This window comes from Bacillus cereus group sp. Bce041 (genome assembly GCF_052646455.1).
In genome coordinates this window covers 79,751-99,110 of record NZ_JBQXON010000008.1, presented here as the reverse complement: position 1 = coordinate 99,110, position 19,360 = coordinate 79,751, and the positions used below count along the sequence as shown (strand labels likewise).

The window sequence follows — 19,360 nt, the reverse complement described above, 5'->3', positions numbered from 1 at the left end:
TTAATATTCTGAATTTTTTTGATAAATACACCTATTATCTTTTTATTTTTTTTTTATAATGTCATAATTTACTTGTGGGGGATTTATCCCAAAATGCGTATATACCTAAACTTAAATTAAACTCTTCAAAAAGGAAATTTAGATTTCGGTATATACATAAATTAAAAAAGGGGGATTGTGATGAAAAAGAAATATTTAGCGTTTATAACTTTCTTTATTTTTACATTTGTAATTGTATTACCTCAAACTAGTTTTGCGGCAGCAAGTGATAACTTTAAATTTTCTGTAAGGGATACAAATTATGCAAAGGGATCAGATGGATGGTCTTTCAAAGTTAAGTTTGATAAACCAGCAAAAGATGTTCATTTTGGAGCTGTTTTAGATACTGCTAATAGAGTCGATTTCCCATTAACAGTAGAATTCCGTCTCGAACATGAAACTAACGGACAGACCTTTAATTATAAAAGTCTACAATTTAACAAAGTAGGAGATAGGGCACTCACAAGTAAATATACTATAGATGTTGATCCTGGTGAATATAACGTTTATATAAAAGTAAATGGGAAATCATCTTCCTTTATTACAGGTAATGGATTTGTTTATTATAAGTACTAAAAATAGAAGATAATGAGTCTCCCTTTGTCGATTATTATCCGATGAGGGGAGCTTTTATTATAAGGGGTAGCACGCTATTACCAGCATGCTAAGAAAAACAAATACCCTAAAAGGAGAGCATTGGAATATTCAAGTGAAAATGTACTATTTTTTTCGTTTTGGGGAAAACCTGTTCTTTTAGGTTGTCGGCATGTGCTACTATTCTAAATTGAAGTTAAAAAGTATCCATTAATTAGTATCTATAAAATTAGGTACTTTTTCTTTGTTATATAAAAATTACACATTAATTCATATTTGAGTCATTTTAAAAAGAAAAAGTGATGACGGATGATGCGGGTGGATATCATTATGATTAATAGTTACTTATAACTATATATACAGTCTAAACATATATATTATTTATAAATAATATATATTATTCTATAAGAATGCACCATTCTTCTCCATTAACTTATACTATTATTTTTACTAATTTATTATGATATCAACATTTGTTTAAAGTGTTTTATCCGAAATGTATAAATGGATTTTTTCGGGAATGAAAACTCAATAAACCGTTCCGTTTTTTAAAATTGATAAAATATTCGAAATATTAATCTTTATTTGGAACAATCTTTATGATTAACCAAGGGGGTAACAGCCTTCTTTCAAGTAAAAAAGCTATCTTTTGTCAGACAGCTTTTTTACTTGAAAGAAGGATTTTGTAAAAAGTTAACATTTATCAGGAGTTGGCCACCAAACTGCAACATAATTACCGCAAGTAACATCACAATGTTCATTTGCTCGATTAAAATATGCATTCATATCAACACAGTCTTGATCATATCTTGTATTATTGCAGCTCCAATGCCCCCATTTTCGACATTCACATCTACCACTGCCAAGCCCTCTCAATGGATTAGTTTTAAAATATTTAGACATATCAAAGTTTTGTTTTAATTGATAAAAATCCATAATAAATTTTCTATTATTACGTACTTGAATTAGAACATCGGCAGGTAATGAATTTAAGTCAACATCATACTTACTATCAAGTGAATATGATATTATTCTTAATATTTCAGTATCTGAAACTCGACTAGTAATAACTTTCATGAGGTCAGGTATATATTCCATATCCCACTCTACATTGACATTCTCAATATCATTACACCCACATCCACAATCATGACTAAATTCCTGTTTAGATTCATTGTGATCCATGCTTCCTACACTCCTTTATTTTTTCTTTTATTATTACCATATTAAGTAGAATCCATTCTAAAAAATATATTTGTAATTATTAATAATTAATTTTACAAAACATACAAAATGTTAAACTCATAGAACATAGTAATGTTAAGCAAAGAGACCAATATCACTGGATTTTTATTTGGTTATTTAATGACGGGTTTTACAAATTATAAAAATGTAAAATTAGTTTTAATGTTATAGTTTAATATTACAAAAAAGTGATATTTTAAATTGGATACTTATTTCATAGTAAATCAAAAAGCACCCACCAAGGGTGCTTTTTGATTTATATATGTTTGTACTTGAACCGTTTTTTAATTCTTAACAATAAAATAGAATTTAAAAAACGAAAATTATGAAATAAATCCACTCATTATACTAATGAATTGGCCAATCTTAGCTGCAACTTGGGAGCCATGAGCAACCATTGAGTTAATATCAGTTAAAGCCGCTTTTGCTCGTCTAAGAAGAGAGGATTATACAGCTGCACCTTGATCTACAGTTTGGGCTATTTCTTCAACAAAATCCAAAGCATTCTCTTTAACATCTGAGTTCTCTATAGATATCTCTTTTAGTAATTCTATTTAGTAGAATATTCCCCTGTATAACATCATTATTGGATTTCCATACGTTTGAAGTTAAGATATATTGAAAAGATCTTATTGAGATTTATTGTCAATTTCTCATGAGTTTTCAGTTTATTCGGAAATTTAGTGGTTTTAATTTTACAGCTTAGTGAAATAGTGGGTTTGAAGATAATAAAAAGCGTCTGCAGGACAATAGTTATGGGTATAAGGTGAAAATATCGTATGTGTATAGCAAAAAATAACGGAAAATCAACAACATGAACGGAAGGATAAACAGTACTGTAGCATATGAACTTATTTGGTCTGTCCTAGGAGTCGTACAATGCAAAATTGTAAGTCAGCAATCCTAGAAATAGGTTTGCCTTCAGTAGTAATCGCTCTACAAATGGTGTTCATCTTCAATATTTTCTTAAAACGTTTGAAGGAATTTAGTTTATGTATATAACTTTATGAAGAATATTAAATCTGTAGCATATGTAATTCCTCTTGAATGAATTCACGTATAGATCCTCATCTAAACTAAAAAATTTCACATATAACTTCATTTATGTTTAAAGTTTAAAAGCTCACCATAGATGATTTATAGAGAATACAATTATAAATGCATGAAAATCTAATTTAAAATTGAAAATTCGTTCTATTTTGGTTAGATATGGAATAAATGAATTTTATTTCTCAATATTCACTGTATGTCACTTTTTTGTTTTTTTCTATATGATATTGGAAAAAGTATGCTTAATTTTATAACATAAATCCCCTACAAAATTATTACTCTACAAATTAATTTCTTAAAGAAAACTTCTTATGAATATGTTACTAACTACATAACGTGTAATATTAACAGAATTATTACCAAAGTATTAGGTTTTTAGAATAAAAATGAGTGCTCAAAATATCATTGAAATCCAGGAATAGAAATCGTAATTAAAATTTTTTGTTTTCTGTCAGGTATGTAAATCACTTTAGCTACTTTATGGGTAATTTCATGTGTTTTTTCTTTTGCTTAAGTTTATGAAATAGCAGTATTAGCTCTAAGTATTGTAGCTAAGAGTATGTAAAGCATAGAAAATAAAATACGAATTAAACAAAATAGGAGGAAAGTGAAAATGAAGCATCAAGATGATAGTAAAACTGGTTTGGAAATAGCGATTATTGGAATGGCAGGTAAATTTCCAGGTGCAAATGAAATAAACCAATTCTGGGATAACCTAAAAAATGGTGTTGATTCAATTTCTACATTTACTGAAGATGAGTTAATTAAAGAAGGTGTTAATTTAGATGTTTTACAACATCCTAATTTTGTGAAAGCAAAAGGATATTTGGAGGAAGTAGAATATTTTGATGAATCCTTTTTTGCTTATACACCTAGAGAAGCGAAAATAATGGATCCTCAAATCCGTATGTTACAGGAAACAACATGGGAAGCATTAGAGATGGCAGGTTATAATCCATTTGATTATGAAGGATTAATAGGGTTATACGTAGGGGCATCTACTAATTTTAATTGGATGAAGCACACGCCATTATTAAACAGTGATAGTGTGGTTGAGTTTTCAGAGGCGGGTACTCTTTCCTATAAAGATGCAATTTCAACGCTTACATCCTATAAGCTGGGACTTAAGGGACCGAGTTTTACATTATATACAGCTTGCTCTACATCTCTTTTGAGCATTCATCTTGCATGTAGATCATTGTTAACTGGAGAATGCTCTATTGCAGCTGCAGGTGGAGTATCTATAACGTATCCTAAAAAAAATGGTTATAAATACCATGAAGGAATGACAAGTTCACCTGATGGCAAAGTGCGTACTTTTGATGCAGAAGCCCAGGGTGCAGTTTTTAGTGATGGTGTAGGTATGGTCATTCTAAAGAGATTAGAAGATGCGATTGCTGATGGGGATACAATCTATGGTGTAATTAAGGGATCAGCAGCAAATAATGATGGAGGTCGAAAAGTAGGCTATACTGCTCCGAGTGTTGAGGGACAGGCTGAAGTAATTCAAGCAGCACATAGTTTTGCTGAAGTTGATCCTTCTACAATTAGTTATATAGAAACGCATGGGACGGCAACGCCATTAGGGGATTCTATCGAAGTAGAGGCTCTAAAGAGAGCGTTTCAAGATGTGGACAAGAAATCTTTTTGTGCAATTGGTTCTGTTAAGAGTAATGTAGGTCATTTAGATACAGCTGCAGGGGTGACGGGACTTATAAAGACAGTTTTATCGATGAGACATAAACAACTCCCGCCAACTTTAAATGTGAAGCGCCCTAACTCGAAAATTGATTTTATAGATAGCCCATTTTATATCAATACTGATTTGGTGAATTGGCAAAGTGAAGATAATGATCTTCTTCGAGCAGGTGTGAGTGCTTTCGGATATGGTGGAACTAACGTTCATATTGTATTAGAAGAAGCCCCTAAAGTTAAAAGTTCTGCTTCTACTAGGGAGAAAAAACTAATGGTTCTTTCTGCTAGATCAAAAGAAGCTTTAAATAATGCTACAGTAAATATGGTTGAATATCTGGAATCTAATAAAGATGTTGAATTAGCAGATGTAGCATACACATTGCAAACTGGCCGTCGATCATTTCCGTATAGAAGAGCGGTCTTATGTAAGGATATAGATAGCGCCATAGACAATTTAAAAACAGTTAAAGATTTTCACGTAAAAACGCAAGAAAATCCAGATTTGGTATTTGTGTTACCTAGCGAATACTCATCAATTATTGAGAATGTAAAAGAACTATACCAAAAGGAACCATTATTCTTACAAGTATTTGAGCGTAATATGACTGATGCCCAAATGTATACTGGAAAAGCATTGAAAGAAGCATTCTTTAAAGGAACAGATGATAGCTTGGTTGAAGATTTAACCTTCTTCGTCTGCTTGCAATCGATTATTGATGTATTAATTGAATGTGATGTACGTCCTTCTAACATTATTGGTACAGGCTTAGCTGGAATGGTTTCAGATATTTATAATAAATCTCTTAAGCCAGAAGATGTCCTGAATCCATTAGTTGAGAACTATATAGAGTTACAGACAGAATGGACGCATGGAGAAAAAGTAGAACTTCTAACACAAGTTAAGGATGTAGATCCTAATTTTGTGATTGTACATATTGGAGAGTCATTAAATTCTGAAATTAATAATAATCAGATTATTTTACAGAACGACTTGTTAGAGGTATTGGGACAAGCGTGGGAGTTAGGGGTAGAAATTAATTGGAGTAAACTGTATGAAGAGGAATATAGATTACGTATTGCCTTACCAACTTATCCTTTTGAGAAAAAACGATATTGGATAGATCCAGCTGAACAGCAAAATATAACTAATAGTGAAGAAACATCGATAAAGAAACGTTCTAATATAGCTGAGTGGTTCTATACTCCAGGTTGGATGGAAAAAGAAATTGTAGATGTAACTAAAGAATCTACTAAAAGTTGGTTGTTATTTTTAGACAATGAGCATATAGGCTTAGCTCTTAAAGAAAAGCTTGAAAGAGATGGACATCGTGTTATAACAGTCGGTGTGGGTCCTTCATATAAAAAGATTAGTTTAAATGAATTTACAATATGCCCTACTAAACAAGAAGATTATTATCAGTTATTTAATGAGCTACAAAAACAAGAGTGTTTACCAGAGGAGATTGTTCACCTATGGAATGTGGATAATAAGGATTTAGGTATCGGGACCTTAGATACTGGATTCTATTCATTAATATCACTTGCAAAGACAATTAGTAAATTTAATTTACTTTATCCTATCAATATAAATGTTATGACGAATAATATGCAAAAGGTAGTAGGAGACGAGTCTATTATTGCAGAAAAATCTACTCTTTTGGCTCCTATAAAAGTATTTCCGCAAGAGTATCCAAATATTAGATGCCGTAGTGTAGATTTTATGTTGTCTGATAATGAAGAAGTATTAATATCAAACTTATATTCTGAGATTCAAACGGACATTATTGACACTGTAATAGCAATTCGAAATAACACTCGTTACATTCGAATCTATGAGCCTATACCTGATGAAAAAGTAAGTGAAATGCTAGTAATAAATGAAAATGAATTAGCTTCAAAAATTCCGAATATTCGATCGGAAGGGGTTTATTTAATTACTGGTGGAATGGGAGGAGTAGGCCTTAAATTAGCAGAATATTTGGCGCGTACAGTAAAGGCTAAACTAATATTAGTTAGTAGAACAGCTCTTCCTGATCGTAAAGAATGGGATCAAATTCTTCAATCACAGATTGAAAATGAACAATTATGTCAACGTATTAACCATATTCAGAAGTTGGAGTCATTGGGAGCAAAAGTAATGACAGCTGTTGCAGATGTAGCTGATGAAGAGCAGATGAGAAACGTGATTCATCAGGCTGAGGCTAATTTTGGTCACATAAATGGTGTAATTCATGCAGCAGGTATCTTACGTGTTAAATCAGCTCAGTGTCCAATGGAAAAGATAAGTAGGATTGAATGTGAAGAGCAATTTCTTCCTAAAGTACATGGTGTGCTAGTTCTTGATAAGTTGTTTGGTAATTATGATCTTGATTTTTGTTATCTTGTTTCATCACTTTCACCTATTTTGGGTGGATTAGGATTTGTAGCCTATTCAGCAGCAAACCTTTACTTAGATAGTTTTTCAGACAAAGTGAGTAATACATCTAATAATCGATGGACCAGTATTAACTGGGGAGATTGGCAGTATACGGGAACTGAACAGGTTAATAAAATATTCAATGCTCAAAGTATAGAAGCACTTGAAATGACATCTGAGGAAGGACAAAAAACATTCCAATGTGTGCTTGGTTTAAGTGGTTTAAATCAGGTAATTATTTCTTCAGGAGATTTAAATAAACGTTTTGATCAATGGATCAATCTGAATTCTCGCAAACGAATTTCTGAATTGGAAACTCAAACGAAAACGGGAGATAAGTTCAGAAATCAAGATGAAGTAGAAGAAATAATTATAGGAATTTGGAAAGAGTTTTACAGTGTTGATACTGTAAATGTAAATGAAAATTTCTTTGATCTAGGTGCAACTTCACTTCATATAATTCAAATTCATGAGAGATTAATTAATAGATTAGAAAAACATATTTCAATTGGAGTTATGTTTGAGTATCCAAGTATTCGTTCTTTAGCGAAATACTTAAGTGGAGATAAACAAAAAAATCAAGTTAAACATACAAAACGATTTAATCGAAAAACGAAAGAAGATAACGATATTGCAATTATAGGAATAGATGGACGTTTTCCTGGAGCGCAGAATGTGAATGAATTCTGGAATAATATAAAGTCTGGAACAGAGTCTATTCAATTTTTTACAGATGAAGAGTTAATTGAATCTGGTGTGAATCCTATGGAAGTAAAAAGCCCAAATTATGTTAAAGCGAAAGGGTATTTAGAGGGAACTGATAATTTTGATGCTCCATTCTTTGATTATACACCTCAAGATGCATCGTTAATGGATCCGCAACTACGAGTATTTCATGAATGTGCGTGGTCTGCCCTTGAACATGCTGGATATAATATCGAGACATACCCGGGCCTAATTGGTGTATATAGTGGGGCATCTCCTAACTTATATTGGCAAGTGTTATCTACTCTTTCAGAGGCAAATGAACCAGCTGGGCAATTTTTAATTTCATTACTTAACGACAAAGACTCGCTTAGTACTCAAATTTCTTACAAATTTAACCTTAAAGGACCAAGTATGAATATCTTTACGGGATGTTCAACATCATTGGTGGCTATTCATAATGCATGCCAAGCATTATTACAGGGGCATTGTGATATTGCTATAGCCGGGGGAATTACATTAACTCAACCTGAAAAAGCAGGTTATACCTACCAAGAAGGAATGCTGTTTTCTTCAGATGGTCATTGTCGTCCTTTTGATGAAAATGCAAATGGAATGCTTTTTGGAGACGGAGTTGGGATTGTTGTCCTGAAGCCTTTACAGGAAGCTATAAATGATGGAGATACTATACATGCAGTAATAAAAGGAACGGCGATCAATAATGATGGGAATCGGAAAATTGGTTACACTGCACCTAGTGTAGAGGGCCAAGTAGAAGTTATTAAAATGGCGCAACATGAAGCAAATGTAGAACCTGAGTCCATTTCCTATATTGAAACACACGGAACTGCTACTAAACTAGGAGATACCATTGAGATCAAGGCGCTTAGTGAAGTGTTTAACTCTAATGAAAAACAATCTGTACCAATTGGATCTGTTAAAGCAAATGTAGGCCATCTAAATGCAGCATCCGGTGTTGCCGGTCTAATAAAAACGGTCTTTGCTATGAAAGATCAGGTTCTTCCGCCAAGTGTGAATTTTACAAAACCAAACACGCAAATTGGATTTGAAAAGACACCTTTTTATGTAAATCAAAAATTAAATGAGTGGAAAAAGGATAATAAACCATTACGTGCAGGTGTTAGTTCATTTGGTATTGGTGGTACAAATGCACATATTATTTTGGAGGAGGCACCAAAGCTTGAAGCAACATCAAATAGTAGACCATACCAGATGTTAATGATTTCGGCAAAATCGAAAGATGCTTTGGATCGTATGACTTTGAATTTAGGGAATCACCTTGAACAGAATCCTCATGTGAATTTGGCAGACGCTAGTTATACATTGCAAATTGGACGTAAGGAATTCAAGCATAGGAGAGCTTTAGTTTGTTCCAGTACTCAAGAAGGAATTGAACTGTTAAACCAGCCAGAAGGAAGAAGAGTACAATATGTAAATGTAAAAGAGGAACATCCTAAAGTTAACTTCCTGTTTTCTGGGAATGGGTCGCAATATGTAAACATGGGGTTAGAATTATACGAACAAGAGGCAATTTTCCGTGAATCTATGGATGAATGCTTTGCAATCCTTCAATCTGTTACGAATGTAAACATGAAAGAAGTGTTATACCCAACTACTTTGAGTATTGATGAGGCGACGGAAAAATTAAAAAGAATGGAATTTAGTCAACCAATTCTTTTCGCGTTTGAATACTCAGTTGCGAAACTATTAATGGGTTGGGGAATTAAACCTGAAGCAATGATTGGATATTCATTTGGTGAATATGTGGCTGCTTGTTTAGCAGAAGTATTTACTTTGGAAGATGCACTTAAATTGGTTGTAAAAAGAGGTCAGCTAATGAGTAGTCTTCCTGCAGGAGTAATGCTTAGCGTTCCACTTCCAGAAGAGGAATTAATTCATTTGATTAATTCTTTTGAAAAAGAATATCAACATACCATTTCTTTAGCAGTAGTTAATGGTCCAGCTTGTATAGTTTCTGGGACAGAAGAAGCAATTGTAGATTTTGAAAATGAATTAAAGAAAAAGCGTTTAATGTGTATGCGAGTAACAATAGAAGGAGCAGCACATTCACACGAACTGGATTCAATTCTGGACGAGTATGCTTCCTATGTTAGTACATTAACACTCAGAGAACCTAAAATACCTTATTTGTCAAACTTGACTGGTACTTGGATACGACCTGAAGAAGCAACAAACCCAGTTTATTGGGTAAAACACATGCGTGGAACTGTTCGATTCTCTGATGGAATTCAAGAGTTGAATAGGGACAATACAAGTCTATTCATCGAGATTGGTCCTGGAAATGATCTTAGTAGGCTTACTAGTCGCCTTTTAGATTATGAAAATGGTAATGAAAGAATATTTAATACGGTTCGATCCGTTCAACAAGATGTATCAGATATGTATTTCTTATTTAGTCACATCACTCGAATGTGGGTAACAGGTATTTCTATAGATTGGGAACAATTTTATAAAGATGAGAAGAGAAGACGTATCCCATTACCAATGTATTCTTTCAATAAAATATCTTATAAATTACAAGGTAATCCGTATGATTTAGGTCAAAAGCTTAATAGTAAGCAATCTAAAATTAGTAAGAATAACAACATTTCTGAATGGTTCTATACGCCACAATGGAAAAGTTCTACATTGTTTGAACCAAATCATGATGTGAATGAGACATGGATTGTTTTTGTAGATCAAGAAGGATTAGGTAATGAACTAGTTAAGGACTTATTAAATAAAGGGCAGAGAGTAGTTACAGTAGAACCTGGCTTTGATTTTAATAAGGAGAATAACGATCGCTTCATTATAAATCCTGAAGAACGTACAGATTACGTTAAGTTATTGGATGAAGTACAAGAAATATGTGGTTTACCTACAAGAATAGTTCATATGTGGGGAATTACGGATGAGGAAAGACAAGCCTCAATTGAATATGTAAATTGTAAACAAAACTTAGGATTCTATTCAATTTTTTACTTAACTCAGGCACTAGGAGACAAGAATATCTCTGATTCAATCTCAATTCGAATCATTACAAATGGTGTTCAACAAGTGTTTGGTGATGAAGAATTAATTCCAGAAAAATCAACTGTACTTGGAACGTCATTAGTTGTTCCGCAAGAGTATTCTTATCTTTTTTGTTCAAGTGTTGATGTTGTTTTACCTCTAAACAAAGAATTGAAGAGTAGGCTAATAAATCAATTAGTAGAAGAATGTCTTTCAAATACAAATGATAAAATGATTGCTTATCGAGGAAATAAAAGATTTGTTCAAACTTATGAGCCTATACAACTAGAACAGCCAGCTAAAGAGAAATTGCCTTTACGAAAAAATGGAGTTTACCTTATTACAGGAGGACTCGGAGGTATTGGTACAATTCTTGCGAAACATTTAGCTCAAACTGTACAAGCCAACTTAGTTCTTCTTACACGTACTGGTTTGCCAAATCGTGATGAGTGGGATATGCATTTGAAGGAAAATACGATGTATTCGGACAGAATTCGTAAAGTTTTAGAGATAGAAGAAACGGGATCTAAAGTTTCTGTACTTGCTGCTGATGTTACAGATCAATCACAACTATACGAAGCAATTCATAAGGCAGAACAAAAATTTGGAAAGATTAATGGTGTAATTCATGGTGCAGGTATTCTTGGTGGAAAGACTTTTAATTTGATTCAAGAACTTGAAAAAGAGGACTGTGAGGAACAATTTTCTGCAAAAATTTATGGTCTTATCAATTTAGAAGAGTGCTTACGAAATAAAGATTTAGATTTTTGTGTTCTAATGTCTTCCATTTCAGCGGTCTTAGGTGGATTAGGTTATGTATCATATGCTGCTTCAAATATATACATGGATGTTTTTGCACAATATATAAATCGTTATTCCAACCTGCCTTGGATAAGTGTGAATTGGAGTGATTGGAAATACTGGGAAGATGAAGAAAAAGATATGCAGATAGGTGCAAGTGTACATGAATTATCTATGACACCTGAAGAAGGAGTTCAGGCCTTTAATATAGCACTGTCATGGAAACAAGGGGAAGTACTGATTCATTCTCCAGGGGAACTGCAAGCGCGTATTGATCAATGGGTGTTATTAAATTCTTTCAATGATGAGAAGGAAGAAGAATTAGATTCTACGTTATACCATTCTAGACCACAACTCTTGACTGAATATGTAGCACCTCGTAATGAGGTAGAAGAAAAGCTTTCAAAAATTTGGAGAAATATATTTAAAGTTTCAGAAGTTGGTGTTCATGATGATCTTCTGGAACTAGGTGGAGATTCACTTAAGGCTATTACTATTGTTTCAAAAATTCATAAAGAGTTTAATGTTGAAGTTCCTATTAAAGAACTCTTTACTCTATCAAATATTGAGAAACTAGCAAATTATATTTCAAGGGCAGATAAGAGTGAATTTGATGTTATTGTTCCAGTTGAACCTAAATCTCATTATCAGCTTTCTTCAGCTCAGAAGAGATTTTATGTATTACACCGATTGTATCCGGAAAGTACAGCTTATAATGATACTTCCGTTATTCTTTTGAATGGAAAATTAAACATTGAACGTTTAGAAAAGGCTTTCACTCAATTAATTAAGCGTCATGAGATATTTAGAACTACTATTGAAATGAAAAATGATAAACCGGTACAAATTATTCATGATCATGCTGATTTCCATATTACTCAAATTGAGGGCATTGAATCTGAAGTGGAACAAATAATTAATGAGTTTATTCGCCCATTTAATTTTAATAAAGCTCCATATTTCCGTGTAGGGTTAATTAGATTGGAAGAACAAAAACATATTTTAATTATTGATTTACATCATATAGTAACGGATGGAGTTTCCTATGATATTTTCGTTAGAGATCTATTTGCGCTTTACTCTGGAGAGAAATTACCAAGCTTAAAAATACAGTATAAGGATTACTCAGAATGGCAGCAGAGTGAAAAAGAAAAAGAAATTGCTCTCAAACATGAACAGTATTGGCTAGAGCAGTTTAAAGATGGTGTACCTGTCTTGAATATGCCTACAGATTATACAAGACCTGAAATAATAGATCTGAAAGGTAGTAAAATATCCTTTACTATTGATTCCAATGTTACCAAGAAAATTAAGCGTCTATTAGCAAAAGAAGAAACAACATTATATACGCTAATGCTTTCTGTATATAATATTTTGCTAGGTAAATATACTGGCCAAGAGGATGTTGTTATTGGTTCACCAATTACTGGTCGCCCACATGCGGATTTACAAGATATTATAGGAGTATTTGTAAACATGTTAGGGATAAGGAATTATCCAAGAGCTGAACAAAGTTTTACTCAATTCCTATTTGAAGTAAAAGAACAGGTCTTACAAGCGTTTGAACATCAAAAATGTCAATATGAGGACCTGGTTAATCAATTAGGACTTCAAGGAACGTATAATAGGAACCCACTTTTCGATGTTTCATTTGTTATGCAAAATATGGATGCAGATCATATGTTTATCGATGGTTTAGAACTAAAGACATATGATCACGACTTTAAGCGCGCGCAAATGGATTTATTGCTAAGAGTGGTTGAATTGGAAGATACAATTGAACTAACTATGGAATATGCAACCTCTTTATATACTAGGGACACGGTTCAAAAGTTATGTGAGCGTTATGTTGAGATTTTTGAACAAATTGTAGATCATCCTGAAATTTTATTAAAAGATATTTCATTTAAACAAGAAATTCAAGAACTGCAACCAGTTAAGGTATCAGTAGATTTTGGGGATTTTAACTTTTAATTGATTATTGTCAGGAGTGAGTAACTATGGTTGAACGAATAGCGAATAAAGATAAAGTAATTGCCGCAAATGAAAGAATAAAGGAAAGAGAATTTTGGTTAGAAAACTTATCAGGGGAACTGGCTGACTGCCATTTCCCTTATGATTACCGGACATCAAACAAACAGGTGGATTTATCAAATGTTAGCATAAAACTAAAAGAGGAATTGTCCGAGAAGATTTTAAAGTTAGCAAATGGATCAGATCTTCAATTGCACATGATTCTTACTGCTGGATTTACTTTGCTGTTAAATAAATATACTAGATTGCAAGATATATGCATTGGTACACCTGTTTTAAAACAAGACAGTGATACTAACCTTATTAATACTTTGTTAGTTTTAAGACATGATCTTGAGGAACATATGACATTTAGACAAATTCTCCAGCAAGTTAGTACAGTAATGGTTAATGCTTTAGAACATCAAAATTTCCCATTGGAAAGTTTACAACCGGTTTTGAGTAACTACCTTCCAGAGGGGCGTAATTATCCATTCCGTACTGCAATTTTGCTAGAGGAAATTCAAGATTTAAATTATTTAAGTGAGAGCAATGCTGAGATTATATTCTCTTTCCGTCAAGTAAATGGGTGTATAGAAGGTGATATGTATTTTAATGAACATCTATACAAAACATCTACTGTTACGCGATTTGGTCATCATTTTATAGACTTGTTAGAGCAAGCTTTACTACAACCGAATACGCCGCATATAGATTTAGATTGGGTTAGTGATAATGATATAAGAGAGTTAATCACATTTAATCAAACTGAGTTAGATTACCCGCATCATTTAACGGTGATACAGTTATTTGAAGAACAAGTCATGCATAATCCAAATAAACTTGCTGTTTCTGATGACAAAAGAGAAATAACATATGCTCAATTAAAAGAAAAGGTAGATCTGGTTGCCAGTTCTCTACATAAAAAAGGAATTGGAAAAGGACACATTGTTGGTCTTATGATGGATCGATCCATTGATGCAGTCATTGCAATGCTAGGTATTTTAAAAAGTGGGGCTGCTTATTTACCTATTAACATATATTTGCCGTATAAACGGATAGAGGCGATGCTAAAAGAATGTAAATCTCCACTTTGTATAGTAAAACCAGAGGTTATTAGTGAAGATTTTACAAGAGAAATCCAGGATTGTAGTATGGTGAGCTTTAATGAACTACTTGAAACAGAGTTGGTTAGTTTCCCTTCAGTAAGTACACCTTACGATTTGGCATATGTTATTTTCACCTCTGGAACTACAGGTAATCCTAAAGGAATTATGGTTGAAAATCGTAGTGTTGTAAATTTAATATTTGGGTTAAAAAATGAAATATATGATAAATATAGTTCTTCTATGCGGATCGGGTTAGTTTCACCTTTTGAGTTTGACGCTTCAGTACAAAACATGTTTGGTGCGCTTCTATTAGGAAATAGTTTATTTATAGTACCTGAGGAAGCAAGAACTGATGGGCAGAAGCTAATTAATTTTTATCAAGAAAAGCAAATAAATATCGCGGATGGAACGCCGATGCATCTTCGATTATTAACTAATTTTATAGATGAAGAAATAGAATATTCATTTAAACATTTTATTATTGCTGGAGAGGAATTACCACCGAAATTAGCACGGAAATTCCTTGGTTTATTTAATGAAAACTGCCGACCAAATTTAACAAATGCTTATGGACCTACAGAGACAACTGTAGATTCTACATGTTATCATGTTCAGCACGCTGAGTTAGAATTTATGAATCAATTACCAATAGGAAGACCTCTAGCTAATCAAAAAGTTTATATTATGGGTGATAATCAACAATTACAACCCGTTGGAATTCCTGGGGAATTGTGTATTTCAGGAGAAGGATTAGCAAGAGGTTATTTAAATCAACCTAAGTTAACTATGGACAAATTTGTTCCTATACAAATCAACAAAGAGGGTTCTTCTATTATAGATGACAAGGTATATCGTACTGGAGATTTGGCTCGCTGGTTACCAGATGGAAATCTTGAATATTTAGGCCGTATGGATGATCAAGTCAAAATTCGTGGATTACGAATTGAATTGGGAGAAATAGAGAAGCACCTATTACGATATCCTGAAATAGGTGAAGCTATTGTAATTACACGTAAAAAAGAGGGAGAAGATGCTCCGGTTTTATGTGCATATGTTGTTATGAATTCTTCAGCTAAAGTAGAAGAGGTACGCCAATTCCTTAGGCAGTATTTACCTTTTTATATGATTCCTGCATACATCATCCCGATTGAGCAGTTTCCAATCTCATCAAACGGTAAAATAGATCGGAAAGCTCTTCCAGATCCAATTTGGGAGCAATCCACAGCTTTATTTATTGAACCACGTAATGAAATTGAACAAATGCTCTCTGAGATATGGAAAGTAGTACTTGGAATAGAGAAAATAGGTGTGAATGATAACTTTTTCGAATTAGGAGGTAATTCTTTACAAATTACTTCTGTTGTTTCTCACATATATAAACGTTTAGGTGTAGATGTACCTATACGTGAAATGTTTCAAAGGCCAACAATTATGCTATTAGCGGAGTATATAGAGAAATATGAAGGGAAGAAAAATTATTCTCAAATTGAGATTGTACCTGATAGAGAATTTTATCAAGCTTCTTCTTCACAAAAAAGATTATATATATTAAACCGCTTTGCTGGAATAGGAACTGCCTACAATATACCAGGTGCAATGTTAATTGAAGGTGAGTTTGATTTTATAAAGGCAGAACAATGTGTCAAAGAATTAGTGGAACGTCATGAATCATTAAGAACTTCATTCCAATTTATTAAAGGTGAACCAGTTCAATTTATTCATGATAGTTTAGATATTAGAATTGAACATTTATATAAATCTGATAGATCAACAATTGAAGAGTTAATACAGGAATTTGTTCGTCCTTTTCAGATAGATAGGGCGCCACTTATGCGTGTCGGTTTAATGAAATTAGAGTTCAATCAATATCTGCTACTATTTGATCTTCATCACATAATAGCAGATGGAGTATCTTTAGCGAAGTTAGAAAAAGAGTTTATAGATTTATATTCAGGCAAAGCCTTAGAGCCTATTAAAATACAATACAAAGATTATGCCAATTGGCAAACCAATCGTTTACACGATGAAGGGCTGAAAGAAATTGAAGAGTATTGGGTAGATAAGTTTAAAGGTGAGTTACCAATTCTTATGTTCCCAACTGATAAGCCACGTGGGCTAAATCAAACTTTTGAAGGTGATAGATTAGTATTCCATCTAACACCTGAACTTTCTAATAAATTAAAATCCTTTGCGGATGAAAGAGAAGCTACTTTATATATGGTACTTCTTTCGTCACTAAATATAGTATTGCATGTGTATACACAACAGGAAGATATTATAGTAGGTTCTCCAATTGCGGGAAGAATTCATCATGATCTTGAGCCTATCATAGGTATGTTTGTAAATACATTACCTATGAGAAATCATCCTAAAGCGGAAAAGACGATAATCCAATTCTTAAATGAAGTAAAAGAAAATGCGCTAGAAGCATTTCAATATCAAGAATACCCATTTGATGAGTTAGTAAATAAGTTAGACATGGCTTATCATACTAACCGGAACCCTGTATTTGATGTCATGTTAGTGATGCAGAATATCGGAAGAACATCAGAAAAAATAAAAGATATTACATTTAAATCTTACGAAATTAAGCATCAAGCTTCAAAGGTAGATATGAGTATAGAAGTATTTCCGGAAGAAGAGGGTCTACGATTAGAATTGGAATATGCGACAGGACTATATTATCCGCAAACTATAGAGCGATTTATGATGCATTTTATAAATACGCTAGAGTGGATGGTAGCTAATCCTGAAGCGAAAATTGAAGATGTTAATGTCTTAAGTAAGAGTGAATCCATGAGGATGTTAAATGAACTTAATAATACAAAATTAGATTTTCCTCAGAATAAATTAGTTCATCAATTTTTTGAGGAGCAGGTTGAAAATAAACCAGAAGAAATCGCAGTTATTTCAAATGATATACCGTACAGTTATTCGTATATTAATAATCGAGCAAATCAGCTTGCTCGTATTCTTAGACAAAAAGGTGTAGATCAGGAAACTAAAATTGGTATCGTTGTTGAAAGATCCGTAGAAATGATTATAGCTATATTTGCTGCGCTAAAATCTGGAGCTGCATATGTACCAATTGATCCTGAATATCCAAAGCGTCGAATGGAACATATTTTAGAGGATTGTAATCCTCAATTTGTACTTACAGAATCTAAATACGTAGGTGAAATTCCATTTGTAGGAGAGATTATTGATTTAAAACAAGAAAATTTGTACGTTGGTGATACAAGCAACCTGGAGGTTACTGGAAAACCAAATGATTTAGCTTATATTTTATATACCTCAGGTTCTACAGGTAGACCAAAAGGAGTCATGATTGAACATTGTAGTATTGTGAATTTCTTATTTTCAATGACTCATTTATATCCTATGGATGAATCAGATACGTATTTATTGAAGACGCCTTATATATTTGATGTATCTGTTTTAGAGTTGTTTGGGTGGACCATAGTAGGTAGTAAATTAGTAATAATGGAAAATGGGGAACATCGAAACCCAAGGGCAATTTTAAGAGTTATAGATAAATATGATGTAAAATTATTAAATTTTGTACCGTCTATGTTTAGAGCATTCGTAAATACACTTAATAATGAAAATAGCCAGGTTTTAAATAAAGTAAAGTATATATTACTTGCGGGTGAAGCTTTGACACATGAGGTGGTTAATAAGTTTAAAAAGCATCGACTATCGACTCAAATAGAAAATATGTATGGTCCTACTGAGGCGACAGTTATCGCAAGTACGTTTTCACTTCAAGAAAGTGAAAACTATAATACTATTCCTATTGGAAAGCCTATTCCGAATGTAAGGCTTTATATACTTAATCAAAAACAGAGACTTCAGCCTATTGGTGCGGTAGGAGAGCTGTATATTGCGGGGGAAGGGCTTGCAAGAGGATATGTAAATCAAATGAGATTAACTGAAGAAAAGTTTTTACCAGACCCATTTGTAAACGGGGAGAAAATGTACAGAACAGGAGATCTTTCACGCTGGTTACCTGATGGGAATATAGAATTCCTCGGTAGAAATGATGAACAATTAAAAATTAGAGGATATCGAATTGAGCCAGGTGAAATTTTAGATGCTTTATCTTCACACCATGCAATTAAAGAAGCTGTGATAGTAGACATTCAAGATGAAGATGGGCATAAAAAGCTTGTAGCTTATTTCGTAGCAAAATCACTTGTATCTATTTCTGATTTGAAATTGCATCTTGCGAAATTAGTTCCGAGTTATATGATACCTACTTTCTTTGTTGAAGTTGAAAACATACCATTAACACCAAGTGGAAAGGTTGATCGACATTCCTTACCTTCACCTAGATCTTTACCTAAGAATGAGGAGGAGAGTATGATGTCTCCTAGTAATGAGTTAGAATCTCGTTTGGTTGAAATATGGAAAAGTATATTGAAGATTGAAGCTGTCGGTGTAGAGGATGATTTCTTTGACTTAGGAGGAAATTCTCTACTAGCTATTGAGCTTGATCTTGCTTTAGAAAACGAGAATCTTAATACGGATGATTTAGTCGCATATACAAAGCGAAATATTAAACAACTAGCGGCTTATATAGCAGAAAAGAAAAATAATTAGTATTACTTTATATTGTAAACACGACTTTTAAGAGTTTAAATTTACACTTGCTATACTG

Annotated in this window: 5 protein-coding genes; 4 read left to right on the top strand and 1 reads right to left on the bottom strand. The window is 33.0% G+C overall.

Annotation, left to right across the window (positions count from 1 at the left end; translation table 11 throughout):
- The first annotated feature begins 180 nt into the window (after positions 1–180).
- Positions 181–615 carry a hypothetical protein gene (locus ACUN13_RS22340; protein WP_161508205.1) on the top strand — a complete coding sequence of 145 codons (435 nt, stop codon included), beginning with the start codon at positions 181–183 and terminating at the stop codon, positions 613–615.
- 711 nt (positions 616–1,326) lie between these two features.
- On the opposite strand, the gene ACUN13_RS22335 is transcribed toward ACUN13_RS22340, so the two are convergent.
- The gene (locus ACUN13_RS22335; RefSeq protein WP_161508204.1) at positions 1,327–1,818 is read right to left on the bottom strand and encodes a hypothetical protein; all 492 of its coding nucleotides are present in this window, start codon (positions 1,816–1,818) and stop codon (positions 1,327–1,329) included.
- Positions 1,819–2,757: 939 nt separating this feature from the next.
- Between ACUN13_RS22335 and ACUN13_RS22330 the strand changes: the two genes are divergently transcribed.
- The 3 genes from ACUN13_RS22330 (at position 2,758) to ACUN13_RS22320 (ending at position 19,302) form a co-directional block, all read left to right on the top strand.
- Complete coding sequence (locus tag ACUN13_RS22330; RefSeq protein WP_277669021.1) at positions 2,758–2,880, top strand: hypothetical protein; 123 nt, start codon at positions 2,758–2,760, stop codon at positions 2,878–2,880.
- A 661-nt stretch (positions 2,881–3,541) separates the two neighbouring features.
- The gene (locus ACUN13_RS22325) at positions 3,542–13,552 is read left to right on the top strand and encodes an SDR family NAD(P)-dependent oxidoreductase (RefSeq protein WP_440039670.1); all 10,011 of its coding nucleotides are present in this window, start codon (positions 3,542–3,544) and stop codon (positions 13,550–13,552) included.
- A gap of 26 nt (positions 13,553–13,578) precedes the next feature.
- Positions 13,579–19,302, top strand: coding sequence for an amino acid adenylation domain-containing protein (locus tag ACUN13_RS22320; RefSeq protein ID WP_409532320.1), 5,724 nt, complete (start codon positions 13,579–13,581; stop codon positions 19,300–19,302).
- Positions 19,303–19,360: the final 58 nt, after the last annotated feature.

Coding starts and splice junctions, on each gene's coding strand:
- ACUN13_RS22340 (WP_161508205.1), top strand. CDS start 181: ATGAAAAAGAAATATTTAGCGTTTATAACTTTCTTTATTTTTACATTT.
- ACUN13_RS22335 (WP_161508204.1), bottom strand. CDS start 1,818: ATGGATCACAATGAATCTAAACAGGAATTTAGTCATGATTGTGGATGT.
- ACUN13_RS22330 (WP_277669021.1), top strand. CDS start 2,758: ATGCAAAATTGTAAGTCAGCAATCCTAGAAATAGGTTTGCCTTCAGTA.
- ACUN13_RS22325 (WP_440039670.1), top strand. CDS start 3,542: ATGAAGCATCAAGATGATAGTAAAACTGGTTTGGAAATAGCGATTATT.
- ACUN13_RS22320 (WP_409532320.1), top strand. CDS start 13,579: ATGGTTGAACGAATAGCGAATAAAGATAAAGTAATTGCCGCAAATGAA.